This window comes from Nocardioides daeguensis (genome assembly GCF_019192965.1).
Classification (GTDB): domain Bacteria; phylum Actinomycetota; class Actinomycetes; order Propionibacteriales; family Nocardioidaceae; genus Nocardioides; species Nocardioides daeguensis.
On the sequence record NZ_JAHTKU010000011.1, the window covers coordinates 237,343 to 262,038 of the forward strand.

General features: G+C 73.9%; 27 protein-coding genes and 1 riboswitch. Of the genes, 13 read left to right on the forward strand and 14 right to left on the reverse strand.

The genetic code is table 11. The features are described 5' to 3' along the window. The first annotated feature begins 39 nt into the window (after positions 1-39). Genes KU893_RS10460 through KU893_RS10470 form a run of 3 tightly spaced genes read left to right on the forward strand, consistent with a single transcriptional unit; the run spans position 40 to position 3,073 of the window. Positions 40-1,161, forward strand: coding sequence for a Nif3-like dinuclear metal center hexameric protein (locus KU893_RS10460; RefSeq protein WP_218234282.1), 1,122 nt, complete (start codon positions 40-42; stop codon positions 1,159-1,161). Further along, a complete protein-coding gene (locus KU893_RS10465) occupies positions 1,158-1,901 on the forward strand; it encodes a zinc ribbon domain-containing protein (protein WP_257441330.1) in 744 nt (247 codons plus the stop codon). The genes KU893_RS10460 and KU893_RS10465 overlap by 4 nt, the downstream gene beginning before the upstream one ends. Beyond that, complete coding sequence (locus KU893_RS10470; protein ID WP_218234283.1) at positions 1,898-3,073, forward strand: bifunctional RNase H/acid phosphatase; 1,176 nt, start codon at positions 1,898-1,900, stop codon at positions 3,071-3,073. The genes KU893_RS10465 and KU893_RS10470 overlap by 4 nt, the downstream gene beginning before the upstream one ends. A 9-nt stretch (positions 3,074-3,082) precedes the next feature. On the opposite strand, the gene yaaA is transcribed toward KU893_RS10470, so the two are convergent. Then, the gene (gene yaaA / locus KU893_RS10475; RefSeq protein ID WP_218234284.1) at positions 3,083-3,862 is read right to left on the reverse strand and encodes a peroxide stress protein YaaA; all 780 of its coding nucleotides are present in this window, start codon (positions 3,860-3,862) and stop codon (positions 3,083-3,085) included. Between the two features lie 24 nt (positions 3,863-3,886). Between yaaA and KU893_RS10480 the strand changes: the two genes are divergently transcribed. Together KU893_RS10480 and cobU are read left to right on the forward strand one after the other, a co-directional pair. Next, complete coding sequence (locus KU893_RS10480; RefSeq protein WP_218234285.1) at positions 3,887-5,320, forward strand: RNB domain-containing ribonuclease; 1,434 nt, start codon at positions 3,887-3,889, stop codon at positions 5,318-5,320. Beyond that, positions 5,317-5,850: a bifunctional adenosylcobinamide kinase/adenosylcobinamide-phosphate guanylyltransferase gene (gene cobU / locus KU893_RS10485; protein WP_257441328.1), complete on the forward strand. Its 534-nt coding sequence runs from the start codon at positions 5,317-5,319 to the stop codon at positions 5,848-5,850. Before KU893_RS10480 ends, cobU begins: the two co-directional genes overlap by 4 nt. 140 nt (positions 5,851-5,990) lie before the next feature. Here the strand turns inward: cobU and KU893_RS10490 are convergent, their stop codons facing one another. Together KU893_RS10490 and cobT are read right to left on the reverse strand one after the other, a co-directional pair. Continuing rightward, positions 5,991-6,758 carry an adenosylcobinamide-GDP ribazoletransferase gene (locus tag KU893_RS10490; protein ID WP_257441327.1) on the reverse strand — a complete coding sequence of 256 codons (768 nt, stop codon included), beginning with the start codon at positions 6,756-6,758 and terminating at the stop codon, positions 5,991-5,993. Continuing rightward, a complete protein-coding gene (cobT, locus tag KU893_RS10495) occupies positions 6,755-7,795 on the reverse strand; it encodes a nicotinate-nucleotide--dimethylbenzimidazole phosphoribosyltransferase (protein WP_218234286.1) in 1,041 nt (346 codons plus the stop codon). The genes KU893_RS10490 and cobT overlap by 4 nt, the downstream gene beginning before the upstream one ends. A 249-nt stretch (positions 7,796-8,044) precedes the next feature. On the opposite strand from cobT, the gene KU893_RS10500 reads away from it, so the two are divergent. Next, on the forward strand, positions 8,045-8,590 hold the full coding sequence (locus tag KU893_RS10500; protein WP_218234287.1) for a 2'-5' RNA ligase family protein: 546 nt from the start codon (positions 8,045-8,047) through the stop codon (positions 8,588-8,590). Here KU893_RS10500 and KU893_RS10505 read toward each other — a convergent pair. Then, positions 8,574-8,888 (reverse strand): DMT family transporter, encoded by a 315-nt coding sequence (locus KU893_RS10505; RefSeq protein WP_218234376.1) that lies wholly within the window; start codon positions 8,886-8,888, stop codon positions 8,574-8,576. The two genes, KU893_RS10500 and KU893_RS10505, sit on opposite strands and share 17 nt — an antisense overlap. Before the next feature lie 13 nt (positions 8,889-8,901). Further along, positions 8,902-8,966: riboswitch (guanidine-III (ykkC-III) riboswitch) on the reverse strand. Positions 8,967-9,187: 221 nt separating this feature from the next. On the opposite strand from KU893_RS10505, the gene cspE reads away from it, so the two are divergent. After that, the gene (gene cspE / locus KU893_RS10510; protein WP_218234288.1) at positions 9,188-9,391 is read left to right on the forward strand and encodes a transcription antiterminator/RNA stability regulator CspE; all 204 of its coding nucleotides are present in this window, start codon (positions 9,188-9,190) and stop codon (positions 9,389-9,391) included. A 72-nt stretch (positions 9,392-9,463) separates the two neighbouring features. Here the strand turns inward: cspE and KU893_RS10515 are convergent, their stop codons facing one another. Further along, positions 9,464-9,703 (reverse strand): hypothetical protein, encoded by a 240-nt coding sequence (locus KU893_RS10515; RefSeq protein WP_218234289.1) that lies wholly within the window; start codon positions 9,701-9,703, stop codon positions 9,464-9,466. Between the two features lie 39 nt (positions 9,704-9,742). On the opposite strand from KU893_RS10515, the gene KU893_RS23215 reads away from it, so the two are divergent. After that, a complete protein-coding gene (locus KU893_RS23215) occupies positions 9,743-9,865 on the forward strand; it encodes a hypothetical protein (protein WP_257441326.1) in 123 nt (40 codons plus the stop codon). Positions 9,866-9,895: 30 nt separating this feature from the next. On the opposite strand, the gene KU893_RS10520 is transcribed toward KU893_RS23215, so the two are convergent. After that, complete coding sequence (locus tag KU893_RS10520) at positions 9,896-10,693, reverse strand: AAA family ATPase (protein ID WP_218234290.1); 798 nt, start codon at positions 10,691-10,693, stop codon at positions 9,896-9,898. Positions 10,694-10,798: 105 nt separating this feature from the next. Here KU893_RS10520 and KU893_RS10525 point away from each other — a divergent pair, with 105 nt between their 5' ends. Beyond that, positions 10,799-11,347 (forward strand): glycine cleavage system transcriptional repressor, encoded by a 549-nt coding sequence (locus KU893_RS10525; RefSeq protein ID WP_218234291.1) that lies wholly within the window; start codon positions 10,799-10,801, stop codon positions 11,345-11,347. Between the two features lie 4 nt (positions 11,348-11,351). Next, on the forward strand, positions 11,352-11,621 hold the full coding sequence (locus KU893_RS10530; protein WP_218234292.1) for a hypothetical protein: 270 nt from the start codon (positions 11,352-11,354) through the stop codon (positions 11,619-11,621). A 76-nt stretch (positions 11,622-11,697) separates the two neighbouring features. Here the strand turns inward: KU893_RS10530 and KU893_RS10535 are convergent, their stop codons facing one another. The 6 genes from KU893_RS10535 to KU893_RS10560 are packed head-to-tail and all read right to left on the reverse strand — an operon-like array spanning position 11,698 to position 20,606. Beyond that, positions 11,698-13,350, reverse strand: a complete 1,653-nt coding sequence (locus KU893_RS10535; protein ID WP_218234293.1) for an ABC-F family ATP-binding cassette domain-containing protein — start codon at positions 13,348-13,350, stop codon at positions 11,698-11,700. A 28-nt stretch (positions 13,351-13,378) separates the two neighbouring features. Continuing rightward, positions 13,379-15,172 carry a dipeptide ABC transporter ATP-binding protein gene (locus KU893_RS10540; RefSeq protein WP_218234294.1) on the reverse strand — a complete coding sequence of 598 codons (1,794 nt, stop codon included), beginning with the start codon at positions 15,170-15,172 and terminating at the stop codon, positions 13,379-13,381. Then, entirely contained in the window at positions 15,169-16,050 is an 882-nt protein-coding gene (locus tag KU893_RS10545) for an ABC transporter permease (RefSeq protein ID WP_218234295.1), read from the reverse strand. The genes KU893_RS10540 and KU893_RS10545 overlap by 4 nt, the downstream gene beginning before the upstream one ends. Next, a complete protein-coding gene (locus tag KU893_RS10550; protein WP_218234296.1) occupies positions 16,047-17,006 on the reverse strand; it encodes an ABC transporter permease in 960 nt (319 codons plus the stop codon). Before KU893_RS10550 ends, KU893_RS10545 begins: the two co-directional genes overlap by 4 nt. 1 nt (position 17,007) lies before the next feature. Further along, the gene (locus tag KU893_RS10555) at positions 17,008-18,948 is read right to left on the reverse strand and encodes an alpha/beta hydrolase family protein (RefSeq protein WP_218234297.1); all 1,941 of its coding nucleotides are present in this window, start codon (positions 18,946-18,948) and stop codon (positions 17,008-17,010) included. Next, positions 18,945-20,606, reverse strand: a complete 1,662-nt coding sequence (locus KU893_RS10560; protein WP_218234298.1) for an ABC transporter substrate-binding protein — start codon at positions 20,604-20,606, stop codon at positions 18,945-18,947. Before KU893_RS10560 ends, KU893_RS10555 begins: the two co-directional genes overlap by 4 nt. A 100-nt stretch (positions 20,607-20,706) precedes the next feature. Between KU893_RS10560 and KU893_RS23220 the strand changes: the two genes are divergently transcribed. From KU893_RS23220 to KU893_RS10575, 3 genes are read left to right on the forward strand one after another with little or no spacing between them, the layout of a single operon-like run. Further along, positions 20,707-20,955, forward strand: coding sequence for a glutaredoxin family protein (locus KU893_RS23220; protein ID WP_257441325.1), 249 nt, complete (start codon positions 20,707-20,709; stop codon positions 20,953-20,955). Then, entirely contained in the window at positions 20,952-22,088 is a 1,137-nt protein-coding gene (locus KU893_RS10570) for a PLP-dependent cysteine synthase family protein (protein WP_218234299.1), read from the forward strand. The genes KU893_RS23220 and KU893_RS10570 overlap by 4 nt, the downstream gene beginning before the upstream one ends. Continuing rightward, a complete protein-coding gene (locus KU893_RS10575; RefSeq protein ID WP_218234300.1) occupies positions 22,088-22,687 on the forward strand; it encodes an XRE family transcriptional regulator in 600 nt (199 codons plus the stop codon). The genes KU893_RS10570 and KU893_RS10575 overlap by 1 nt, the downstream gene beginning before the upstream one ends. Before the next feature lie 14 nt (positions 22,688-22,701). Here the strand turns inward: KU893_RS10575 and KU893_RS10580 are convergent, their stop codons facing one another. Continuing rightward, complete coding sequence (locus tag KU893_RS10580; RefSeq protein WP_218234301.1) at positions 22,702-22,935, reverse strand: DUF3099 domain-containing protein; 234 nt, start codon at positions 22,933-22,935, stop codon at positions 22,702-22,704. Between the two features lie 23 nt (positions 22,936-22,958). Beyond that, positions 22,959-24,686, reverse strand: a complete 1,728-nt coding sequence (locus tag KU893_RS10585) for a DEAD/DEAH box helicase (protein WP_257441324.1) — start codon at positions 24,684-24,686, stop codon at positions 22,959-22,961. Between the last annotated feature and the right edge of the window lie 10 nt (positions 24,687-24,696).

A 24,696-nucleotide genomic window follows, 5' to 3' on the forward strand; every position in this document is an offset into this window, starting at 1 on the left:
CCGCCCCCGGGCTCGGCACCCGTCGGTAGCCTGACCGCCATGGCCACGCTCAAGGACGTCGTCGACCTGGTCCACGGTTGGTACCCGCCCGCGACCGCAGACAGCTGGGACGCCGTCGGGCTCGTGTACGGCGACCCCGAGCAACCCGTGAAGAGGATCCTGCTGGCGGTCGACCCCACCCCGCAGGTCGCGGCGGAGGCTGCCGAGTGGAAGGCCGACCTGCTGCTCGTGCACCACCCGCTCTTCCTCAAGGGCGTGCACGGCGTCGCGGCGACCACCCCCAAGGGCCGGACCCTGCACACGCTGGCGAAGGCCGACTGCGCGCTGCTCACCGCCCACACCAACGCCGACCAGGCGGTCGGCGGCGTGTCCGAGGCGTTCGCCGTCGCGCTCGGCCTCAAGGACCTGCGTCCCATCGTCCCGGCGCCGAGCGAGCCCCTCGACAAGCTCACCGTCTTCGTCCCGGCCGACGCCGCCGCCCCGGTCCGGGCCGCGGTCGCGGAGGCCGGTGCCGGCCGGATCGGCGACTACGACTTCGCCTCCTTCACCAGCGCGCCCGGCGAGGGCAGGTTCCGCCCCCTCGACGGCGCGACCCCGATGATCGGGACCGTCGGCGAGCTGGCGACCGTCGAGGAGGTCCGGGTCGAGGTGGTCCTCCCACGGTCGCGGCGGGCGGGCGTCGTCCGGGCGATGCTGAGCGCCCATCCCTACGAGGAGCCGGCGTACGACGTCGTCGAGGTCGCCGACCCGCAGCTCGTCGAGGTCGGGACCGGGCGGATCGGCAGCGTCGAGCCGACGACGCTGGCGGGGTTCGCCGAGGTGGTGGCCGCCGCGCTGCCGTCGACCCACCACGGGGTCCGGGTGGCCGGCGACCCCGAGCGCCCGGTGCGGCGGGTCGCGGTCTGCGGCGGCGCCGGCGACTTCCTGCTCGACCGGCTCGCCGGGTCCGACGCCGATGTCTACGTGACCAGCGACCTGCGCCACCATCCGGCCGCGGAGTTCCTCGAGAAGGGCGGCCCGGCGCTGGTCGACGTGGCCCACTGGGCGGCGGAGTGGACCTGGCTGCCGGTGGTCGACGGGTTGCTCCGCGATGCCCTCGGCGACGCGGTCGAGACCCGGGTGAGTGCGATCTCCACCGATCCTTGGACAATGCACCTGTGAACGCCGATCCCGCCGCCCAGCTCCGCCTGCTCGACCTGCAGGCCCTCGACGCCCAGGTCGACCAGCTGCGCCACCAGCGCAACAACCCGGCCGAGGCCGCGGAGATCAAGGACCTGCTCGGCAAGCGGGTCGACGTCGACGGGCGGCTGCGCGACCAGCGCATCGTCGTCGACGACCTCGCCGCCGCCCAGGCGAAGGCCGACGCCGACGTGGAGCAGGTCAAGGCCCGCCGTACCCGTGATCGGGAGCGGATGGACTCCGGCGCCGTCGGCGACCCCAAGGCCCTCGAGCGGATGCAGCACGAGCTGGAGTCCCTGGAGCGCCGGATCGCGACCCTGGAGGACGAGGAGCTCGAGGTGATGGAGCAGCTCGAGGAGGCGCAGTCCGCGCTCGCCGAGCTCACCTCCGCCATCGAGGACATCGACGCCCGGCTCGGCGCCCTGACCACCTCGCGCGACGAGAAGGTCGCCGCCCTCGACGCCGAGATCTCCTCCGTGAGCGCCGGCCGAGGCGACATCGCAGGCGCGATCCCCGACGACCTGCTCGCCCTCTACGAGAAGCTCCGGGCGAGCAAGGGCGGGATCGGCGTCGGCGCCCTGCGCGCCCGCCAGTGCGGCGGCTGCCAGCTCACCCTCGACGCCGGCGAGCTCGCCGAGATCCGGGCCACGCCCGCCGACACGGTGCTGCGCCACGAGGAGTGCCAGCGGATCCTGGTCCGCACTGCCGAGAGCGGCCTGTGACCGCTGCGACCGGCCCGGTCGACCGGGTCGTCGTCGAGGCCGACGGCGGCTCGCGGGGCAACCCCGGGCCGGCGGCGTACGGCGCCGTGCTGCGCGACGCCGCGACCGGGGCCGTCCTCGCCGAGGACGCCCGCACCCTGGGGATCGCGACCAACAACGTCGCGGAGTACTCCGGCCTCGTCGCCGGCCTCGCCCTGGCGGCCGAGCACGCGCCCGGCGCGCTCGTCGAGGTGCGGATGGACTCCAAGCTGGTCGTCGAGCAGATGTCCGGGCGCTGGAAGATCAAGCACCCCGACATGGCGGTGCTCGCCGCGCAGGCGCGCGACCTCGCGCCCGCCGGTACGACGTACACCTGGGTGCCGCGCGCCCGCAACGCCCACGCCGACCGGCTTGCCAACGAGGCCCTCGACGGCAGGCGGTCGGGCGTCAGCGTCCCCGGGGACCACGTCCCCGACGAGCCGGAGTCCGCGGTCGAGGAGGCCGAGTCGCCCTCCTTCGTCCCCGGGCAGCCGACGACGATCGTGCTGGTGCGCCACGGCGTCACCGTGCACACGACCGGCCGCCGGTTCTCCGGGGGGCTCGGCGGCGACAACCCGCCGCTCTCGGAGGAGGGTCGCGCCCAGGCCGCCGAGGTCGCCGCGTGGCTCACCGAGCTCAAGGACAGCGTCGACGTCGTCGTGGCGTCACCGGTCCGCCGTACCCGCGAGACGGCCGACATCGTCGCCACCGCCCTCGGCCTCGCGGTCGAGGAGGAGCCCGCCTTCGCCGAGATGGAGTTCGGCGAGTGGGACGGCCTGAGCTTCACCGAGGTCGCCGAGCGGGACCGCGAGCGGTTGGACGCCTGGTTCGCGGACATGTCCGCCGCACCGCCGGGCGGCGAGTCGTTCGTCGTCGTGCGGGAGCGGGTGCTGGCCGGCCTGGCCCGGCTGCTCGAGACCCATGCCGGGCGCACCGTCGTCCTGGTCAGCCACGTCACGCCGATCAAGACCCTGGTCGCCCACGCCCTGGACGCTCCGCTGGAGACGCTGTTCCGGATGGAGCTCGCACCCGCCGCCGTCTCGGTGCTCGCGTTCTACCCCGACCCCGGAACCGGTGAGCAGAAGGGGTCGATGAGGTTCTTCAACGCCCTCGCCCCCGGCCGCCGGACCCTGCGCGACACCGGCCGCTGGTAGTCGCGGACCTCAGAGCTCGCCGACCACCACGTCCAGCTGCGTGCCGGTCCTGCCGGGCGCGCCGACCTCGACGGTCCAGCCGAGCCGGCGCAGCGTGTCGGCGAACGCGGCGGGGGTGCGCGGGTCGGCGCCGTCCTCGAGCAGCGCCCGCACGATGCGGCCCTTGGTGGCCTTGTTGAAGTGGCTGACCACCTTGCGGGTGCCGTTGTGCTCGTGCAGCACCCGCACCGTCGCGACCCGGGTGGCCAGCTCGGGGCCGGGCCGCCAGAAGTTGGCATACATGCCCGAGCGCAGGTCGACCAGCAGCCCGCGCCCCAGCGCCTCGGTCATCACCGTGGGCAGGGCCTCGCGCCACAGCGCGGCCACGGGGCCGACGCCGGGCAGGGACGCGTCGCCCGAGAGCCGGTACGACGGGATCCGGTCGCCGAGCCGCACCGTCCCGAACAGGCTGGACGCGACGGCGACCCGCGCGCTCGCGCGACGCTTGGCGGCGGCCGAGAGCGTGGCGACGTCGAGGGCGTCGTACAGGACGCCGGTGTAGATCCGGTCCGCCCGCGCGCTCGGCGCGTCCGGCAGGCCGGCGTTGCGCTCGACGAGGTCGGCCTGGCCGGCCGACAGGCCGAGCACCTCGGCCGCCTTGGCCGGGTCCTCGCGGCACAGCGTGACCAGGGCGTCGAGCACCTCGCGGCGCGCGCCGGTCAGGGCGGGGGAGGACAGCGCGGCGAGGTCGAGCGGCTGGCCCCGCCGCGGAACGGCCTTGCCCTCGCTCGGCGGCAACAGGATCAGCACGGGGCCAACGATAAAGTCACGGGCATGCCGAGCAACCTCGTGGTCCGGGTCAGGGCGAGCTCCCCCGTGATCGGGGTGGGCCTGGCAGCCATCGCGAAGGAGCTCGAGCTCCCCGGCGAGTTCCCGGCGGACGTGACGGCCGCTGCCGAGCACGCGGCCTCCGGCGTCGAGCTCCCTGCGTTGGACCGCACCGACCTCGCGTTCGTCACCATCGACCCCGCCGGCTCGATGGACCTCGACCAGGCCGTCCACATCGAGCGCGACGGCGACGGGTTCGTCGTGCACTACGCGATCGCCGACGTCGCGGCGTTCGTGCGGCCCGGCGACCCGATCGACGTCGAGGCCAACAAACGCGGCGAGACGCTGTACGGCGCGGGCACCCGGATCCCGTTGCACCCGCCGGCCCTCTCCGAGGGGGCTGCCTCGTTGCTGCCCGACCAGGTGCGCCCGGCCCTGCTGTGGACGATCCGTGTCGACGGGCGCGGCGCCACCACCGACGTCCGCGTCGAGCGGGCGCGGGTGCGCTCGACCGCCCGGTGGTCGTACGTCGACGCGCAGGCCGCGCTCGACGACGGCACCGCCGGTGAGGTGCTCGAGCTGCTCCGCGAGGTCGGCACGCTGCGCGAGCAGCAGGAGGTCGCCCGCGGCGGCATCTCGCTGCCGCTGCCCGAGCAGGAGGTCGACGAGTCCGACGGCGGCTTCGAGCTGGTGTTCCGCGAGCAGCTGCCGGTGGAGCTCTGGAACGCCCAGATCTCGCTGCTGACCGGGATGGGCGCGGCGTCGCTCATGGTCGACGCGAAGGTCGGCATGCTGCGCACCCTGCCGCCCGCCGACGCGCGTGACGTGGCCCGGCTGCGACGCATCGCCAAGGGCCTGCGGATCTCGTGGCCGCCGGACCTGGACTACCCGGCGTTCGTCCGCTCGCTCGACCCGACGCTGTCGCGACACCAGGCGATGGTCGTGGCCTGCACCCGGCTGCTGCGCGGCAGCGGGTATGCCGCCTTCGACGGCGAGCTCCCCGAGCAGACCCGGCACTCGGCGATCGCCGCCGAGTACGCCCACGTCACCGCGCCCCTGCGCCGCCTCGGCGACCGGTACGCCGGCGAGGTCTGCCTCGCGATCTGTGCCGGCACGCCGGTTCCGGACTGGGTCGCCGCGGCTCTTCCGGGGCTGCCCAAGACGCTCCAGGACTCCGCGCGTCGCGCCGGCTCCTACCAGCGTGCGGTGCTCGACCTGGTCGAGGCCGCGGTGCTCGCCGACCGGGTCGGCCAGCAGTTCGCGGGCGTCGTCACCAGCGTCCGCGACGACGAGGCGACCTCCGGCGTCGTGGTCCTCGCCGATGTCGGCGTCGAGGCGCCGGTCACCTCCGCCCGGCCGCTGCCCCTCGGCGAGGAGGTCGCCGTCACCCTCGCCGCCGCCGACCTCGCGGCCCGCAAAGTCGCCTTCACGCTCCCGTGAACGCACCCGTGAAGGTCCTCGTCACCGGTGGCGTCCGGTCCGGCAAGTCCCGGCACGCCGAGTTGCTGCTCGCCGACGCCTCGGGCGTCACCTACGTCGCCGCCGGACCGGTGTACGACGACGCCGACTGGGCCGCGCGCATCGAGGTCCACCGAGCCCGCCGGCCGGACACCTGGTCCACCGAGGAGACCCGCGACGTGGCGGGCGTGCTCGCCACCGCCGCGGAGCCCGTCCTCGTCGACTGCCTCGGGACCTGGCTCACCGGCGTCATCGACGACGCCGGGCTGTGGGAGGCCCCGGTCGAGCAGGTCGAGGCCCACGTCCTCGGACATCTCGACGCGCTCCTTGTGGCCCTCACAGGCACGGCGGAGCAGGTCGTGCTGGTCACGAACGAGGTCGGCCTGGGCGTCGTACCGGAGCACCGGTCGGCGCGCCTCTTCCGCGACCTGCTCGGCACCATCAACCAGCGGGTGGCGGCGGCCTGCGACGAGGTGCACCTGGTGATCGCCGGCCGGGTCCTGCGGCTCTAGCGGCCTCGACCTGCGCGGGACTCAAGTAACACGCTGTCCACCCGTCTGGTCGGCGGTTGTCAGCGGGATCGGGCCGATATTGCGGGCGAATCTGCTGACCAGCGACAAGTAGTCGGGTGGACAGCGTGTTACAGCGACGCCTACGCTCCGGCCAGCCCGACGAGCAGGACCGCGAGCGCGAGCTCGATCCCGGCGCCGAACACGTCGCCGGTGACCCCGCCGAACCGACGCACGGCGTGGGCGGTCAGGGCGGCGACGACGAGGGCGGCCGCGGCGACGCTCACCGGTCCGCGGACCGGGTCGACCAGCGCGGCCAGCGCGGCCAGGCCCGCCCAGCCGACGACCGTGACCACCACCGGCACCCGGCGGGTGAAGGTGACGCCCAGCCCGTCGGGCCGGGCCGGGGGAGCCAGCGTGCAGGCCGTGATCCACAGCGCGGCCCGCGACGCACACACGGCGGAGCCGGCGACGACGGCGGAGCGCACCTCGCCGCCGGAGGACACCGACGAGGCGAGCGCGGCGGCCTGGGCCCCGAGCACGAGGACGAGGGCGGCGACGCCCGCCGGACCCGCCGTACCGCTCTTCATGACGGCCAGCGACCGCTCCCGGTCGTACGACGACGTGAGGCCGTCCGCGACGTCGGAGAGCCCGTCGAGGTGGAGCGCGCGGCTGCCGACGGCGAGCACGGCCAGCGCGGCGAAGGCGAGGGCCAGCGCGGGCAGGTCGAGGCGGCCACCGGCCCACACGACGAGCCCGACCAGCGCACCCAGCGGCAGGACGGCGAGGGGAGCGAGCAGCATCGCGCCGGTCGCCACCGCGGGGGAGACCTTCAGCACCGCGGGGACCCGCAGCGCCGTCAGCATCCCGATCGACAGCCGCAGGCTGCGGCCGACGACCGCGACGCTCACGACTCCTCGGGCGGCATCAGGTCGGCGAGCAGGGCGACGTCGCGCAGCAGCGCGACCGCCGAGCGCAGCACCGGGACGGCAGCCACGGCTCCGGATCCCTCGCCGAGGCGAAGCCCGAGGTCGAGGACCGGCTCCAGGCCGAGCTTCTCCAGCGCCAGGGCCTGCGCCGGCTCGGTCGAGCGGTGGCCGGCCGCGAACCAGGCGGCGGCGCCGGGCACGATCCGGTCGGCGTAAAGCGCGCAGGCGACGGACATCAGGCCGTCGAGCAGCACGGGGACGCCGCTCTCGGCGGCCTGGACGAGGTAGCCGACCGTCGCGGCCAGGTCGGCGCTGCTGAGCGCGGTGAGGGCGTCCATCGGGTCGGCGACCCGGTCGCCGGCGCGGTCGAGCGCCTGCTGGACGACGACCTGCTTGTGGCGCAGCGCGGCGTCGTCGACGCCGGTGCCACGACCGGTCACCTCGGCGGCGGGCAGGCCGAGCGCGGCCGCGACCATGGCGGCGGCGGGCGTGGTGTTTCCGATCCCCATGTCGCCGGACAGCAGCAGCTGGGCGCCCGCTGCGATCTCCTCGCGGGCGACGGTGCGGCCGACCTCGAACGCCTGGGCGGCCTCGTCGGCGCTCAGCGCGTCCTCGACGTGGATGGCGCCGCTGCTGCGCCGCACCTTGTGGGCCCGGACGTCGGCCGGGACGCCGTCGAGGTCGTCGTCGACACCGAGGTCGAGCACCCGGACATGGACGCCGTGGGCGGCCGCGAGCGCCGAGACGCCGGCCTTGCCCATCACGAACGTGCGCACCATCGCCGGCGTGATGGCCGGCGGGTAGGCGGAGACGCCGTGCTGCGCCACGCCGTGGTCGCCCGCGAAGATCACCAGCCGCACGTTGTCCAGCGGCCGCGGCGGCACCACGCCCTGGGTGGCGGCCACCCACACGCCGAGCTCGCCGAGGCGGCCCAGCGCCCCGGTCGGGGTGGCCAGCCCGGCCAGGCGCTCGGCAGCGGCCGAGCGGACGTCGGGGTCGGGTACGGCGAGGGCGCTCATGGGGCCGAACGCTACCGCCGTCGGGTCCGCCCGCCGTCGTCCGCTCAGGTGAAGAGCATCACCAGCAGCCCGGCCAGCGCGAGCATCGTGAGCACGAGCACCAGGCCCGCCCACTCATGCTCCTCGGTGTCCTCCAGGTCGTGCGGGTGCGCGGTCATGGTTCCCCCAGGTGGCGTCCGAGTGTCGCTAGGGCTCCAGCGAGCCGGCGCCGGGAACCGCACGCGCTCGGAGCGCCACTAGTGTCCGCGTGTGGCCCACACCGTGCTCGTCGTCCCGGTACCCGCGCTGGAGAGCTACATCCGCGGCCGGTGGGAGCACTACGACGCCGCCTGGGTCTCCCGCGACCCGGCCTTCACCCATGCCCACATCACGGCGCTGGCGCCGTTCCTGCCGACGCCGTCCGAGGAGGACCTCGCCCGGGTGGCCGCGATCGCCCGCGCCACGGCGGCCTTCGAGTTCGACCTCGACGAGGTCACCGCGTTCCCGGACGGCATCGTCCACGTCGTGCCCGAGCCCGCCGCGCCCTTCGCCGCGCTCACCGCGGCGCTGTGGCAGGCCTTCCCGGACTGCCCGCCGTACGCCGGGGAGTACGCGGACGTCGTACCCCACCTCACGCTGGACCGCCTCGCCCGCGACGTGTCGATCGCGTCCGTGACCGCGGACCTCGCCGGGACCCTGCCGCTGCGGACCCGGGCCGAGCGCCTCGAGCTGCACCGGTACGCCGAGGGCGACTGCCGCGTCCTGGCGACCTGGTCGCTGACCGGCGCGGCGGCGCCGGTCAGTGCGCCAGCTTGAGCCCGATCACGCACCCGACCAGCCCGACCAGCAGCAGGATCCGCACCACGCTCACCGGCTCCTCGCCGCCCACCATCGCGATCGCGACGGTCAGTGCGGCGCCGACCCCGACCCACACGGCGTACGCCGTCCCGACCGGCAGGGTGCGCATCGCGTACGCCAGTCCGGCCATGCTGGCCCCCAGCGCGACGAAGAAGACCACCGACGGAACCAGCCTGCTGAACCCCTCGGACCGCGCCAGGGCCGTCGCCCACGCCGCCTCGAGGACCCCGGAGAGCACCAGCACCAACCACGCCATCACGGCCACATCCTTCGTGGCCGTCTTGTCGCGCACCGGGTACGGCTCCCTCGTCCGGCAACCGGTCACCGGTTGTATCCCGATCGTACGCCGCGTCGATCCACACCGGTCGCCTGCACACTGCTAGTGTTGGTCTCGTTGAAGAGTGCTCCGCATGGAGCGCTCCTGCTCTCTCGGTGGGGGCAGAACATCTTGTCGCTCTTGGTATTCGGTTCAGCTGGGCATCAGGCAAGGGATGTCTTCAGCACCATCGGCCCAGCAGCTCGCCGGGTCGGAACTCGAAAACCAAGGAGAAAATCATGGCTCAGGGCACCGTCAAGTGGTTCAACAGCGAGAAGGGCTTCGGCTTCATCGCCCCGGCCGACGGCACCCCGGACGTCTTCGTCCACTTCTCGGCCATCCAGGGCAACGGCTACAAGTCGCTCGACGAGAACCAGCAGGTCGAGTTCGACGTCACCCAGGGCCCGAAGGGCCCGCAGGCGGAGAACGTCCGCGCGATCTGACGATCATCGTCTGAACGCCTCGCGAGGCCCCCGGCACTTCGGTGCCGGGGGCCTTCGTGCGTCCAGACCTGCCTACCAGCGGGGCAGGACCGCTGTCGGCATCCCGCCGTGCACCGCGGTGGCCAGGTTGGCGGCCACCTCGTAGGCGTCTGCGAACCGCGGGAACTCCGCCCGCGACAGCAGCACCCGGCTGTGCACCCGGGCCAGGCGCCCGGCCTGGACGTCGTCGTGGCGGCTGGTGAACACGTCGAAGGCGTAGACGTCGTAGTCCTCGCGCTCCGCCACCTCGGCCACCTCCGCCACCTCCGCCACGTCCCGCAGCCTAGGCTGCCGCTGGCCTACCCTCGGACCGTGGCCGACCTGACCGACCCCTGTCCGAACTGCGGCACCCTGATGCGGTGGGAGACGTCCCACGAGCGGTGCGACGGCTGCGGCTACATCCGGCCCTGCTGCGAGGGCGCGCCCTGCCACTGAGCCCCGCCGAGGTGTCGGCCAGGCGGCGGCTCAGACGTGGCCGCTGAGCTGTGCCAGCCGGGTGGCGAGCCTGTCCACCAAGGCGTTCGCCTGCTTCGTGGTCAGCTGGGCGCTGTCGCCGACGCTCGACACGGGCAGCACGTCGACTGAGAGCCGGGCACCGCCCGCGAGGGCGCGCAGCTCGTCGACCTTGTCGCCGAACGGTGACCCGCTGCCGGGGGAGTAGGAGCGGACCACCTCGTCGAGGTCCTCGGCGAACAGGTCCGCCTTGGTCACGGCGATGACCAGCCAGACCGGCTTCGGGCGGCGTACGGCCATCGAGGCGATCCGGTGGGCGGTGATCGTCCAGTCCTCGAGCTCGGCGGCCAGCTGGTCGGCCCGCGACGCGGTCGCCGACCCCGTCGTTCCACCGGCACGCCGGGGCGTCGCGTAGCCGTTGGCCACCACGTGGATCACCCCGTCGACCGGCTCGTCGTGGAACACCTCGTCGAGCGCACCCAGGCGGGTCGCGGCGTTGTCGCCGGGAACGACGAGGAACCGGAAGCCGTGCAGCCGGCGCGAGCGACGGGTACGGCGCTCCAGCACCGCCGAGCCCACCTCCGCCGCGTCGGCGGCCGGGCTGCGGCGTGCGAGCCGGTCGGCCAGCTGGGTCTTCCCGACCCCCGTCATCCCCGTCACGGCCACCGTCGGGTAGCGGCGGCGCAGGGCACGGTTCACCCGCTCGGGCGCGGCGGCCAGCGCGCCGAGCACGCCGGTCGCGACGGTGGCGCTGAGGGCGGCCAGCCCCGGCTTGGGCAGGACCGGGCGGGAAGGACCACTCGGCGACACGACGCCTCCTCGGGTGCGGACGTTGGGTGCTCCTGAGCCTACGTTCCGCGGCACAGGGCGCCGAGGGGGTGCCGCGCGGCCCCTTCCTTCTCCTAGCCTCGGTCCATGGCCACCTTCACGCTCACCTGCATCGGCGACGACCGGCCCGGTCTCGTCTCCGACCTCTCGGCCCGCCTCCACGCGCACGGCGCGAGCTGGAACCGCAGCCAGATGGCGCGGCTGGCCGGGAAGTTCGCCGGGATCCTGCTGCTGGAGGTCCCGGACGCGCGCGCCGACGAGCTGGTCGCCGAGCTGGCGGACCTGGAGGGCGTCGGCCTGCAGGTGACCCTCGCCCGGACCGACGCCCCGGCCGACGGGCCCGGGCTCCGGTTCAGCCTGGACCTGCTCGGCGCCGACCGCCCCGGCATCGTCGCCGAGATCTCCGCCGTGCTCGCCCGCGAGCAGGTGAGCATCCGGGACCTGGTCACCGACGTCCGGGACGCGCCGATGGCCGGGGGGCACCTGTTCGAGGCGCAGGCGCTGCTCGAGGCACCACTGGGGAGCCGGATCGAGGACCTGCGCGCCACCCTCGAGGCGATCGCGGACGAGCTGATGGTCGAGGTGACCCTCTCGGAGTCCGACAGCCCGGACCGGGGCTCGGCTGAGGCGCACTGATCGCATGCCCTTCTGGTCGCTCCGTCCCGACACCACGCTCGACTGGGCGCTGTGGACGCTCGGGGCCGCGTTCGTGGTGCTGACCGTCATGGTCATCGCGCGTGACACCCGCGGGCGGAAGGTCACCGGGTGGGACGGCCTGGCCGTGGCGTTCGTCGTGCTCGGCGGACCGGGAGCGGCCTTCCTGTTCCTGTCGGTCTACTGGGTGCTCGCCGGTCGAGCGGACCGGCGAGCCCGGCGGGCCCGACTCAGCCCGCGAGACGGGGGCGCCTGATCTGGGGGCGAGCCCGAGCAACGCTCCCCGCGAGGCCGATGGCTCCGGCCCGGCTCGTCGCCTCGTGGCGACCGGGTCAGGCGAACTGGGTGGCGGTGACGCGCCCGTCCTGGACCTGCCAGCGCTGGTCGAGTCGGACGTTGTCGAGCAGCCGACGGTCGTGGGTGACGAGCAGCAGCGCGCCGTCGTACGACTCGAGGGCCTGCTCGAGCTGTTCGATCGCCGGCAGGTCGAGGTGGTTGGTGGGCTCGTCGAGGACGAGCAGGTTGACCCCGCGGGCCTGCAGGAGCGCCATCGCGGCGCGGGTGCGCTCGCCGGGGGACAGGCGCCCGACGAGGCTGGTGACCTGGTCGGCCTTGAGGCCGAACTTCGCCAGCAGGGTGCGGACGTCGGCCGGCGCCAGGTCAGGCATGGCGGCCTCGAACGCGGCTCCGAGCGGCAGGTCGTCGTCCAGGCCGGTGCGGGTCTGGTCGATCTCGCCGATCGCGACCGAGGCGCCGAGGCCCGACCTGCCGGTGGCCGGGGCGAGACGACCGAGGAGGAGCCGTAGCAGCGTCGTCTTGCCTGCCCCGTTGGGGCCGACGATGCCGATGCGGTCGCCGGCGCTGACCTGGAGCGAGGCCGGTCCGAACGTGAAGTCGCCGAGTCGGGCGGTGGCCTCGTCGAGCGTGGCGACGACCGAGCTGGACCGCGGCGCCGCGGCGATCGAGAACCGCAGCTCCCACTCCTTGCGCGGCTCCTCGACCTCCTCCAGGCGCGCGATCCGCGACTCCATCTGCCGAACCTTCTGGGCCTGCTTCTCCGAGGACTCCGACTGCGCCCGCCGTCGGATCTTGTCGTTGTCGGGGGACTTCCGCATCGCGTTCCGCACGCCCTGCGAGCTCCACTCCCGCTGCACCCGCGCGCGGCTGACCAGGTCGGCCTTCTTGTCGGCGAACTCCTCGTAGGCCTCCCGCGCGTGCCGCCGCGCGATGGCCCGCTCCTCCAGGAAGGCGTCGTAGCCGCCGTCGTACACGGCCACCTGGTGCTGGGCGAGGTCGAGCTCGACCACGCGGGTCACCACGCGGGACAGGAACTCGCGGTCGTGCGAGACCAGCACGACACCAGCCCGGAGCCCCCGCACGAACGTCTCCAGGCGCTCCAGTCCGGCGAGGTCGAGGTCGTTGGTCGGCTCGTCGAGGAGCACCAGGTCGAAGCGGCTGAGCATCAGCACCGCCAGCGCCGCGCGCGCCGCCTGGCCTCCCGACAGGGAGGTCATCAGGGCGTCGGGACCGACCTCGAGGCCGAGGTCGGCCAGCATCGGTGCCAGCCGTTCGTCGAGGTCCGGGGCGCCACTGGCCAGCCAGTGGTCGAGGCTGTGGGCGTAGGCATCCGCCGTGGCCGGCGAGTCGTCGCCGCTCCCCAGCGCCGCCGCGGCCTCCTCCATCGCCACCGTCGCGGCGGCGGCCCCGGTACGGCGCGCGACGTACTCGCCGACCGTCTCGCCCTCGATCCGTTCGTGCTCCTGGGGGAGCCATCCGACGAACGCGTCCGAAGGAGCGGTCGACACGACGCCGTCGAGCGGAGCCAGGTCGCCCGCCAGGATCCGCAGCAGGGTGGACTTGCCCGCGCCGTTGGCGCCGACCACCCCGACCACGTCGCCCGGCGCGACCGTCAGGTCGAGGGACTCGAACAGGGTGCGGTGAGCGTGGCCCCCGGCAAGGTCCTTGGCAACGAGGGTGGCGCTCATGGGGCGATCGTAGTGAGCGACCGGGCGTTCAGCTCAGCCAGTTCCGGTCCTCGCGGGGGACCGCGTCGAGCAGCTCCTGGGTGTAGGGGTGCGTGGGAGCGTCCAGCACCTGCGAGGTGCTCCCGGCCTCGACGCACCGACCGCCGCGGAGCACGTAGACCCGCTGCGTCGCCTGCCGGACGACCGCGAGGTCGTGGGTGACGAAGAGCAGGGCCATGTCGAGCTCACGGACGAGCCGGGCGAGCAGGTCGAGGACCTGGGCCTGCACCGAGACGTCGAGCGCCGACACCGACTCGTCGCAGACGAGCAGCTCCGGCTCGGGGGCGAGCGCACGGGCGATCGCGACGCGTTGGCGCTCGCCGCCCGACAGGGCCGCGGGCCGCCGCCGGGCGTGAGCCGGTGTCAGGCCGACGAGCTCGAGCAGCGCGGCGACGTCGGACGCACCGTGCGGGCGCCCGAACGCCGCCAGCGAGTCCGCGAGCGTCGCGCCGACCGAGCGCACGGGATGCAGGCTGGAGTACGGGTCCTGGAAGACCATCTGGACGACGCCGCGCAACCGGCGCGCCTCACCCCCGTCCAGGTCGTCCCACGACGAGAACGTCCGGCCGGACAGCTCGATCGTGCCGGCGGTCGGCGTCTCGAGTCCCACGACGCAGCGGGCCAGCGTCGTCTTGCCGGAGCCGGACTCGCCGACCAGGCCGACGGTCTCGCCGCGGGCGACGAGGAGGTCGACGGCGTCGAGCGCCGGCGCGGCCGCCCCGTGGAAGGACTTGCCGAGACCGGTCACGCGCAGCAGCGCCCGGTCGCCGGCGGACACCGGCGCGGGCGGCGCAGCGGCCTCGCCGCGGTCGCGGCGAAGCGGCCCGAGCTCCCGGATGCGAGCACAGGCGCTCACGTGGCCGGCGCCGACCTCGAGGAGCGGCGGCGGTCCGGCGGTGCAGACGGTGGTCACGTGGGCGCAGCGGTCGGCGAACGGGCAGCGGTCGGCCACCTCGTCGTGCGCCGGGACCGACCCGGGCGGCGCCGGGAGCGACGCGAGCCGCTCGTCGACCGGCGGCTCCGCGTCGAGCAGCGCGGCCGTGTAGGGGTGGCGCGGCTCGGCCTGGATCTGGGCCGTCGGTCCGACCTCCAGCATCCTGCCGGCGTACATCACCATCACGCGCTCGCACATCGAGAACGCGACGCGCAGGTCGTGGGTGATCATCACGAAGGACATGCCGCGGTCGTGCTGGATCCGGCGGACCAGGCGCAGGATCTCGCGCTGGGTGGTCACGTCGAGCGCGGTCGTCGGCTCGTCGGCCACGAGCACCTCGGGGTCGCTGACCAGGGCGGCGGCGATGCCGACCCGCTGTCGCATGCCGCCCGAGAGCTGGATCGGGTAGCGGTCGGCGACCTCGGGGGAGAGGCCGACCTCCTCGAGGCGCCGGGCCACCTCCTCGCGGCGCCGACGTCGGTCGCGGCGTACGGCGCGCGGCATCCCGTCGGCGAGCTGGGCTCCGACCCGGCGCAACGGGTTGAGCATCGTGAAGGGGTCCTGCATCAGCAGCGCGATCCGGCGCCCGTGCAGCGGGCGCGCGAGCCGGGGGTCGCTGATGAGGGTGCCGGCGACCTCGACGTGCCCCTCGGCGACCAGCCCGGCCGGCAGCAGGGCCAGCAGGGAACGGGCGGTGAGGCTCTTGCCGGACCCGGACTCGCCCACGATCGCGAGCGACTCACCGGGTGCCAGCGCGAGGTCGACGCCCGACACGAGGACCCGGTCGGCCCCGTCGGCGCCGGGCATGCGCACCCGGAGCCCGCGTACGTCGACGCAGAGTGCGCTCATCGTCGGAGTCCTCTCTCGTCGAGGCGTCGGTGCAGCCAGTCGCCGACCACGTTGACGGCCGCGGCGGTGAGGATGATGGCCAGGCCGGGGGTGACGACGGCCCAGGTGTTGGAGAGCAGCAGGCTGCGGTTGTCGGCGAGCATGCGGCCCCAGTCGGCCGATCCGGGCGCGATGCCGAGACCGAGGAACGACAGTGACGACAGCGCGACGAGCGCGAAGCCGAAGTTGAGGAAGGCGTTGCCGGTCACGACCGGGGCGATGTTGGGCCAGACGTAGCGCAGTGCGATGGTCCGGTCGCGCAGGTTGGAGAGCCGGGCCGCCTCGACGTAGGGCCGCTGCCGCTGCTCGAGCACGGCGGCGCGGACCACCCGCGTGTCGCCCGGTGAGAACAGCACGACCAGGGTGAGGACGGCGAGCAGGTAGCCGCCGCCGACCACGCCGGTGACGACGATGGCGACGAGCAGTGCCGGGAGGGAGAACATCAGGTCCGTCCAGCGCATCGCGACCTGGTCGACCCAGCCCCCGCGATAGCCGGCGGGCAGGCCGATCAGGTGGCCCAGGAGCAGCGAGCCCGCGGCGATCAGCAACGCTCCGAGCACGGAGCTGCGCGCGCCGACGGCGACCATCTGCAGCACGTCGCGCCCGAGGTCGTCGGTGCCGAGCGGGTGGGCGGCGCTGGGCTGCGAGACGCCGAGCAGCACGTCCTGCTGGGTGGCGTCGGGAAGGAACAGCGGACCGACGAGCGCGGCGAGCAGAGCGAGGCCGGAGACGACCAGGCCCACGGCGACGACGGTGCCCGGCCACCGGCGGGGGCGTGCGCGGCGACGGCGCCCGCCGGGAACGGCTGCGGACGGATCGGTGGGCAGCGGCGTGCTCATCGCTTCCTCCTCACGAGCGAGACCCGCGGGTCCGCTGCGGCGTACGCCGCGTCGACGGCGAGGTTGACCAGCGCGATCAGGATCGTGAGCAGCAGCGCCACTCCCTGCACGACGGGCACGTCCTTGAAGGTGACCGAGTCGACCAGCAGCGAGCCCAGACCCGGCAGGGCGAAGACCACCTCGACGAGCACCGATCCGACCAGGATGGAGGTGAGCACCAGGCCGGTCGCCGTCAGGATCGGCACGGCGCAGTTGCGCAGCGCGTAGCGCAGCACCCGTACGCCGCCGAGGCCGCGGGCCCGGGCGAAGACGACGTAGTCCTGGTCGAGCTCACGCACGAGTGAGGTCCGGGTGAAGCGGACCAGCAGGCCGGCGCCGCCGATCGCCAGGGCGGTCGCGGGGAGCACCAGGTGCCACCACCGGTCGAGCCCACCGTCCCCGGCGCCGTACACGGGGAACCAGCCGAGCTTCACCGCGAGCAGGCCGAGCAGGAGCAGGCCGACGGCGAACGGCGGCGCGCTCAGACCGGCGACGCTCAGCACGACGATGCCCTGGTCGGCGGCGCGGCCCCGGCGCAGGGCGGCGGCGATGCCGGCGGGGATCCCGAGCAGGAGCGCGAAGAGCGTGCCGAGCGTCGAGAGCTGCAGCGTCAGCGTGGCCCGCGACGAGATCGCCACGTCGACCGGCTCGCCCGAGCGGATGGAGGTGCCGAGGTCGCCGTGCAGGGCGCCGGCGAGCCAGTTCCAGTACTGCACGAGCAGGGGGTCGTCGAGGTGGTACTGCGCGCGGATCGCGGCGCGGGTCTCCTCCGTGGCCGGGCGGTTGCCGAGCAGGGTGTGCTCGACCGAGCCCGGGGCCAGGTAGACGAGGCAGTAGATGCCGAAGGAGAGGACCAGCAGCACGACCGCCGTGCCGGCCAGCCGGCCGAGCAGGAACCGGAGCCACGCGGTGGCCATGTCAGTCCTCCGTGCCGTCGAGCACGCCGTGGTCGCGCAACCAGCTCGCCACCCGGGCCGCGGCGTCGCGACGGTGCTCGGGCTCGATCAGCTCGTGTCCCTCGCGGGGATAGACGACCAGCTCGCTCGGTACGCCGAGCCGAGCCAGCTCGCCGAAGAGCTGCTCGGCCTGGGCCAGCGGTGTGATCCGGTCGAGGGCGCCGTGCAGGAACAGGGTGGGCACGGCGCTGGAGGTGACCCGGTAGAGCGGGGAGGGCCCGACGAGGGCGTCTCGGCCGGCAGCCGAGCCGAGGTCGCCGGCCGGGTGGTAGACGGCGTCGTAGCCGCCCCCGATCGCGCTCGTCGTGACGAAGCCGAGCCAGTCGCTGACGCCCGACATCACCACCGCCGCCCGGAAGCGGGGCTGGGTCACGGCGGCCTGGGCGGACAGGTAGCCGCCGTAGCTCAGGCCCATGACCGCCGTCCGGTCGGGGTCGGCGAGACCTCGCTCCACCAGGTGGTCGGCTCCGGCGAGCACGTCGGCAAGGTCGGCGCCGCCCGTGTCGCCGCGGACCTGGGTGGCATACGCCTGGCCGCGACCGCTGCTGCCGCGGGGGTTGGGCAGCAGGACCACGGCCCCGGCGGCAGCCAGGGGGAGGGCGAGCTGGTTGGACTCGGCCGGGGCGAAGGACGCCGACCACAGCCAGGTCGGGCCGCCGTGCAGGAGCAGCACGAGCGGCAGCGGGCCGCTGGCCGCGGCGGGCCGCAGCACCAGACCGTGCACCTCGGTCCCGTCGGGCGAGGTCCAGGTGGCTCGCTCGGTGAGGACCTCCGGCGCCTCCTTGCGCAGGGTCGCGTTGTGGTCGGTGAGCCGCGTGGTGCCCGGCTCGTCCAGGCACAGGGAGACGACCTCCGGCGGCTGTCCGGGCTCCTCCCAGACGGTGTACGCCGTGGCGCCGTCGGGGGCGACCGCGAGCGCGGGCTGGCCGGCGTCGCCGTGCATGCTGGCCAGGTGCGTCCAGCGGCCGGTCACGGTGGCCGCTTCTCCCGGACCAGGGACGGCGATCCGACCGACCTGCACCCCGAGATCCTCCCAGCCGGCGAACCACAGCCGGTCCTCGTCCAGCCAGCCGACGTCGGTGGCGTCGTCGAGGTCGGCGACGGTCCGCCAGGCGCCGGTGGGCAGGTCGTGGACGTGCACCACGCCCGAGACGATCGACTGACCCTCGATGACGGCGACGCGGTCGCCGGTCGGTGCGAGTCGGGGGCGGGCCAGCTGGCCGTCGGTGCGGTAGAGCTCGCGCACCGTCGCGCGCTCGGAGGTGAGGCCGTCGACGAGGAGGAGGGTGGGCCGGTAGTACCCGGCCGGGGCCGGGTCCTGGGAGGCGACGACGACGGCGCGCTCGCCGACCGCGTGGACATCCCACGCCGACCAGCGACCCAGGTCGATGGCCGCGTGGTGCACCGCGCCGTCGGCGACGGCGACGTGCACCAGGCGGCGGAGCGGGAGCGCGTCGCCGCGCCGTACCTCGGGGTCGTCGGGGTCGGTGCCGCGCACGCGCAGTCCGAGGTGCATGCCGTCGCGCTCGGATCCGACGTCGGCGACCCGCAGCAGCGCGCTGCCCGGGCCGAGCGGGACGAGGTCCTCGATCGCGCCGGCGAGCTGCGTGGTGGCGATCGTCGAGCCGTCCGGGGCGAGCAGCGAGAGCCGGGTCGGCTCGCCGTGCTCACCCAGGGTGACCACCCACAGCTCGGCGCTCCCGACCGACCAGCGCACGAGCGTCGGCTCGGCCGACAGCGGCCAGGTGGTCGCTGCGCCGCCCGGCAGCGTCGGGTCCAGGAGGTGCACCTCGGGGTCGGCGCCCACGCCGATGAGGGCCAGGCGGCGACCGTCCTGGTCGAGGGTGAGGGAGGCGGGATAGGCGAGCTCGACGAGCGCGTCGTGCAGCGGGAGCGGGGTCATGCGGTCGTGACGTGCTGGACCCACGGGCCGAGGAAGAAGTAGGGCCCGAAGTCCTCGGCCTGCAGACCGGGTCCGAAGGCGGTCGCCGTCTTCGCCCACCACAGCGGCTGGTAGGCCACGTCGGCGGCCGCCTTGACCAGCGCCTGGCCGAGCAGGTCGCCGCGCTTGGCCGGGTCGGTCTGGGCGACCTCCTGGTCCAGCAGGGCGGTCACCTCCGCGTTCCGGTACTCCGCGAGGTTGGTGCCGCCCGACTCGGCGTACGCGCCGTTGAGCAGGAGCTGGACGTACTCCGCGGGGTCGCCGGTGCCGGGGAAGTACCAACCCACAGCGATGCCGGCGTGCTTGCCGAGGTCCGCGATCCACTGCTCGAGCGTGATCTCCTGGACCTTCAAGTCGATCCCGAGCCCCTTGAGGTTCTCCGCGAGCGTGAGCAGCGCCCGGCCGATCAACGGCCCGCTGTTGGGGTAGGTGAGCGTCGCCGAGAAGCCGTCGGGCACGGAGGACTCCGCGAGCAGCGACGCGGCCGCGTCGAGGTCGAAGTCGACCTGGGGGATGCTCGCATAGAGGTCGTCGACCTGGCTCTTGGTGAGCAGGCCGCCCCATTGCTCGGTCGTCGGGATCGTCAGCGCCACCTCGGCGTTGCCGCGCAGCACGCTCTCGACGACGGCGGGGCGATCGATGCAGTGGGCGACCGCGGTGCGGACCTTGGGGTCGGACCACGGAGCGACCGAGGTGTTGAAGGCCAGCGTGACCAGGGAGTTGTCGGTGGCGGTCTCGATGCTGACACCGTCGATCGCCTGCCAGTCCTTGACCTGGTTCGGCGGGACCGAGAGCGCGATGTCCACGGAGCCGTCGCGCATGGCCAGCAGCCGGGTGTTCTCGTCGGTGATGAAGTCGAGCCGGACCTTGGCGACCTCGACCCGGCCGCCCCACCACGCGTCGTTGCGCTCGAGCACGACGTGCGAGTCGGGCGCGAACTCGGTGACGACGTAGGGGCCGGTGCCGAGGAGCAGTGCCTGCGGGGTGCCGACCTTGTCGCCGTGCTCGTCGAGGAAGGCGCGGCTCGACACCTGCAGCGTGCTGGGGCTGGGCACCCAGCCGAAGCCCGACGTCGGCGTCGAGAGGGTGAAGGTGATCTCGTCGTCGGCCGTCGCCTTCACCGACTTCATCGGCGCATACGCGTAGGCCAGCGCGGAGGTGGATCCCTTGCGGCTGTTGACCTCGATCGAGGCGATCACGTCGTCGGCGGTGAGCGGGTTGCCGTCGGAGAAGGTGACGTCCGGGCGCAGCTTGTAGACGTAGGTGAGCGGGTCGGGCTGGGTCCACGCGGTGGCGAGCGACGGCGCGAGCGCGCCGTCGGCGCCGATCGCCGTGAGACCCTCGAGGCACAGCAAGGCGATGACGTAGTTGATGATCCCCGCCTCGCGGGTGACGTCGAGGGTGCTGATCGAGGAGGGGAGGGCGACGGTGAGGCTGTCCAGCCGCCTGCCCGCGCCGTCCGACTCGTCGTCAGGGGAGCAGGCGGCGAGCGCCGGACCGGCGACGGCGAGGCCGCCGGCCAGGCCGATCACCTGCAGGAGGCGGCGCCGGCTGAAGCCGGGACCGCCCGGCATCGTGGCGCCGGTGGCGGTGGAGGTGGCGCGAGCAAACGGGGTCATGGGGGCCTGCCTTGGAGGAGTCGCGTTTACCAGTTGTTCCCGATTGGGAACGTACGATATACAGCAGCCCATCGGCCGTCAACGAGTTGCAGGAGATTCCGTGAACCCGCAAGCGATCGTCTATTCCGCCACCTGGTGCGGTCACTGCACCCGGCTGAAGTCCCAGCTCGACCGGGCCCAGGTGTCCTACGTCGTGGTCGACGTCGACGAGCACCCCGAGCACCTCGACCGGCTCGCCGAGCTCAACGGTGGCTCGTGGCTGATCCCCACGGTGGAGCTGCCCGACGGCACGGCGCTGGTCAACCCGCCCGCGGCGGCCGTCGCGGCTGCGCTGGCGGCCGGCTCGTGACGGCCTCCTCCGACCGGGCCTGGGCCCACGAGGCGGTTCGGCGGATCGAGGCCGACGCCAACCGCTCGGCCGACACCCACCTGCACGTGCTGCCGCTGCCCGAGGACTGGGGCGTCCGCATCTACCTCAAGGACGAGTCGGTGCACCCCACCGGCAGTCTCAAGCACCGGCTGGCGCGGTCGCTGTTCCTCTACGCCCTCTGCAACGGGTGGCTGGGTCCCGACAGCGTCGTCGTCGAGGCCAGCTCGGGATCGACCGCGGTCTCGGAGGCCTACTTCGCCCGCCTGCTCGGGCTGCGCTTCGTCGCGGTGGTGCCGCGGTCGACGTCGCAGGAGAAGATCGAGCTGATCGGCTTCTACGGCGGTGAGTGCCGCTTCGTCGACGACCCCACCACGGTCTACGCCGAGGCCGCGCGGATCGCGAGGGAGTGCGGCGGGCACTACCTCGACCAGTTCACCTACGCCGAGCGCGCGACCGACTGGCGCGGCAACAACAACATCGCGGAGTCGATCCTCCAGCAGCTGGCGCTCGAGCCGCACCCGGTGCCTGCGTGGGTCGTCGTGGGGGCCGGCACGGGCGGCACCGCGGCGACCATCGGTCGCTACCTGCGGCACCGTCGCCTCGACACCCGGCTGAGCGTGGTCGACCCGGAAGGATCGGCGTTCTACCAGGCCTGGCGCGATGGCGACCGGGCCGTCACCGGCGCCGGGTCGGCGATCGAGGGCATCGGCCGGCCGCGCGTGGAGCCGTCGTTCGAGCCGAACGTCGTCGACCACATGGCGCGGGTCCCCGACGCTGCGTCGCTGGCCGCGATGCACTGGTGCAGCGAGGCGATCGGTCGCCCGGTCGGCGGCTCCACCGGCACGTCGGTCTGGGGCGCGCTCGTGCTCGCCGCGCAGATGCGTCGCGCAGGCGTGCGTGGCAGCGTCGTGACCCTGATCTGCGACGGCGGCGACCGCTACCGCAAGACCTACTACGACCCGGACTGGCTCGCTGCGTCGGGGCTCGACCTCGCGATGTACCGGGCCGCGCTGGACGCCTTCGTGGCCGGCCACGCCGACGACCTGCCCGTCCTGGAGCAGGCGCACCGGCCCGGATCTGTGCGAGCATCGGGTCCGACAGGAGGTGGGTGATGAGCAGTCGCCAGGAGCCGCAGCCGGACCTCGCCGAGGCCGGTGCGGGTGAGGACGCGGCGAAGGAGGCGCTCGCCGGCAACGTCCGCCGGCTGCGCCTGGCGCGGGGCATGAGTCTGCGCGACCTCGCCGACGCCACCGGCTCGAGCAAGGGCCTGCTCTCCCAGGTCGAGCGTGGTCTCGCGAACCCGACGCTCGGCGTGCTCACCCGGATCTCCGAGGCCCTCGACGTCACCCTGCACGAGCTCGTGCGCAGCCCCCTCCTCGCGCCCGAGGTGGTCTCCGGCGACTGGGGCGACCTCGCCGAGATCGACGACGTCGCGGTCCGCACCCTGTTCACCTCCTTCGAGCGCCGCCGCCTCGAGATCTCCGAGTCGGCCGTCCCTGCGGACCATCCCAGCTCCAAGAGCTCCCACGGGCGCGGCTCGGTCGAGTACGCCTACGTGCTCGACGGATCGGTCGTCGTCGCCTCCAACGGTTGGAGCGTCGCCCTGTCGCGAGGCGACGGGCTGCGCTTCTCCGCGGAGTTCGAGCACGTGTACACCGGCGGACGCCACGGCGCCCGGCTGCTCACCGTCGTCGCGTTCACCGACGACTGAGCGTCCCCAAGGCGTCAGTGGTCCTCGCCCCAGTTGGCGATGATCACGGCGATGGGCGGGAGCACGGCGGCGATCGCCGACATGATGACGGCGGCCGTCGTCGACCACAGCCGGACCAGGTTCCAGGCGAGCAGCACCAGCAGCAGGCACGTGCCCATGAGTGCGAAGTACCAGCGCTTGCGCCGACGCAGCCGCTCGCTCTGCGAGCGGCGCGCTTGGCTGATCGTGAACCGCTGACGTCGTGCCATCGCCTTCCACCCAACCACGTGGCTCAGGCGCTGTCCTCGGTCAGCGCGGTGGTGGGCAGCCAGTCGGCGCCGAGGAGCCCGGCGAGGTCGGCGAGCCCCGTGGTGTCGCTGCCCACGGTGTCGGCGGCGGCGGCGATCCGCTCCACCATCACCTTGCCGACCTGCTCCTCGACGGTGCCCTCGGCGTACGCGATGTGCCAGGGCGAGACCTGGTGGTCGCGATGGGTGCGGCCGGTGACCTGGCGTCCGGCGATGCCCGAGAAGCGGGCCTGGTGGAAGACGCCGACCCGCGGCTCGGTGCTCGCCTGGCGCCCGTCGGCGAGGGTCTCGCCGGCGTGGAGGCTGATCGAGGCGACGGTGGTGAAGACGCAGACCTTCGCCTCACCGGTCTGGAACCGCAGCCGCTCCGCCTCGGCGTCGAACCGGTCCCTGCCGTAGACCGAGGCCACCGCGATGCCGGCGTCGCGCAGCCGGTCGGCGATCGGGTCGGCGGCGGTCGCGACGAACTCCACCGAGCACGCCACCTGCCGCTCGGCCCGCACCTGCTGGGCGATCCAGTCGACCGTCGAGTCGACCCGGATCAGGCCCGCCTTCTGCCGGAACCGCAGCAGCGCCGCCCGGCCCTTCGCGACATTGCGGCCGCGCCGGGCGATGTCCATCTCGCGGCAGAACTCACCCCACTCCGCCTCGTACGCCGATCGCTCGGCCGGTGTCAGTGCCACCGGCATCCCGGAGATCGGCACCGGTCCCCACGGCGCCGCGCGGTGCAGCATCGCTGCGGGCCGCTCCTCGGCGAGCCAGCCCCGCACGAGCTTCAGGTCCGCGGCCCGCCGCGCGGGATCGGTGGTCCACGTGGCGCCGTACCGCCCGGGCTCGACGGCGACCCCGTGGCGTTGCAACGCCTCGGCGAACGCGGCCGCGGGCTGGGTGGCCGTCGTCCACCCCTTCATCGACTCGCCGAGGACCTGTGCATAGGCCGGCGCGAGGTACGGCAGCTCGAGCGGGGTGTGGCCGGGCGTCGCGGTCGTCGCGATGACGAACGGCGCCTTGTCGTGGGGCAGGGCATGCCCGGAGATGCGGGTCCAGTGCTTCCAGCGCTTGGTGGTCGTGCGCCGCAACGCGTGCGCCTCGTCCGCGATGATCACGTCCCACGGGTGGTCCTTGACCTTCTCCAGTCGGTCCCACGTGATCACGACCCACTCCAGGCCGCCGTCGCCGAGCGCCGTGATCGTGCGGCACCAGTGGCCGATCGTGATCGCGGCCGGTCGGTCGGCCACGACCAGCACCCGCCGGGCGCCGCGCAGGTCGCCCACCGCCATCGCCCCGAGCACTGCCGAGATGGTCTTGCCGACGCCGGGCTCGTCGGCCAGCAGGAACATCCGTCCTCCCGCCTCGGCACGGGCCGCGATCGCGTCGGCCGCCTCGAACTGGAGCCTCCGGGGCTCGAGCGCGTCGGTGGCCACGGGAGGGGGGACGGGGCTGTCGGGGTTGAGGGTGTTCTCGATGAACCGGCCGAGGGTGTGGGGGCCGGGGGAGTACGGCGCGAGGTGGGCGGGGAGCCGGCTGCCGACGTACAGGTGGGTCTTGACCGCCGGGTGCCAGGTGGCGCCGTCGACCTGCGTCCCGTACGGGACGTCGAGGACCCACACTCGCTCGCCGGGCCCCGCCACGGGCAGGGGCCGCGGTTGGCGCGTCCCGCTACGGCGCGTCCCGCTGCGGCGGCGGGCGCTGGATCGGCGAGAGCTGGCCACCCCCGGACGC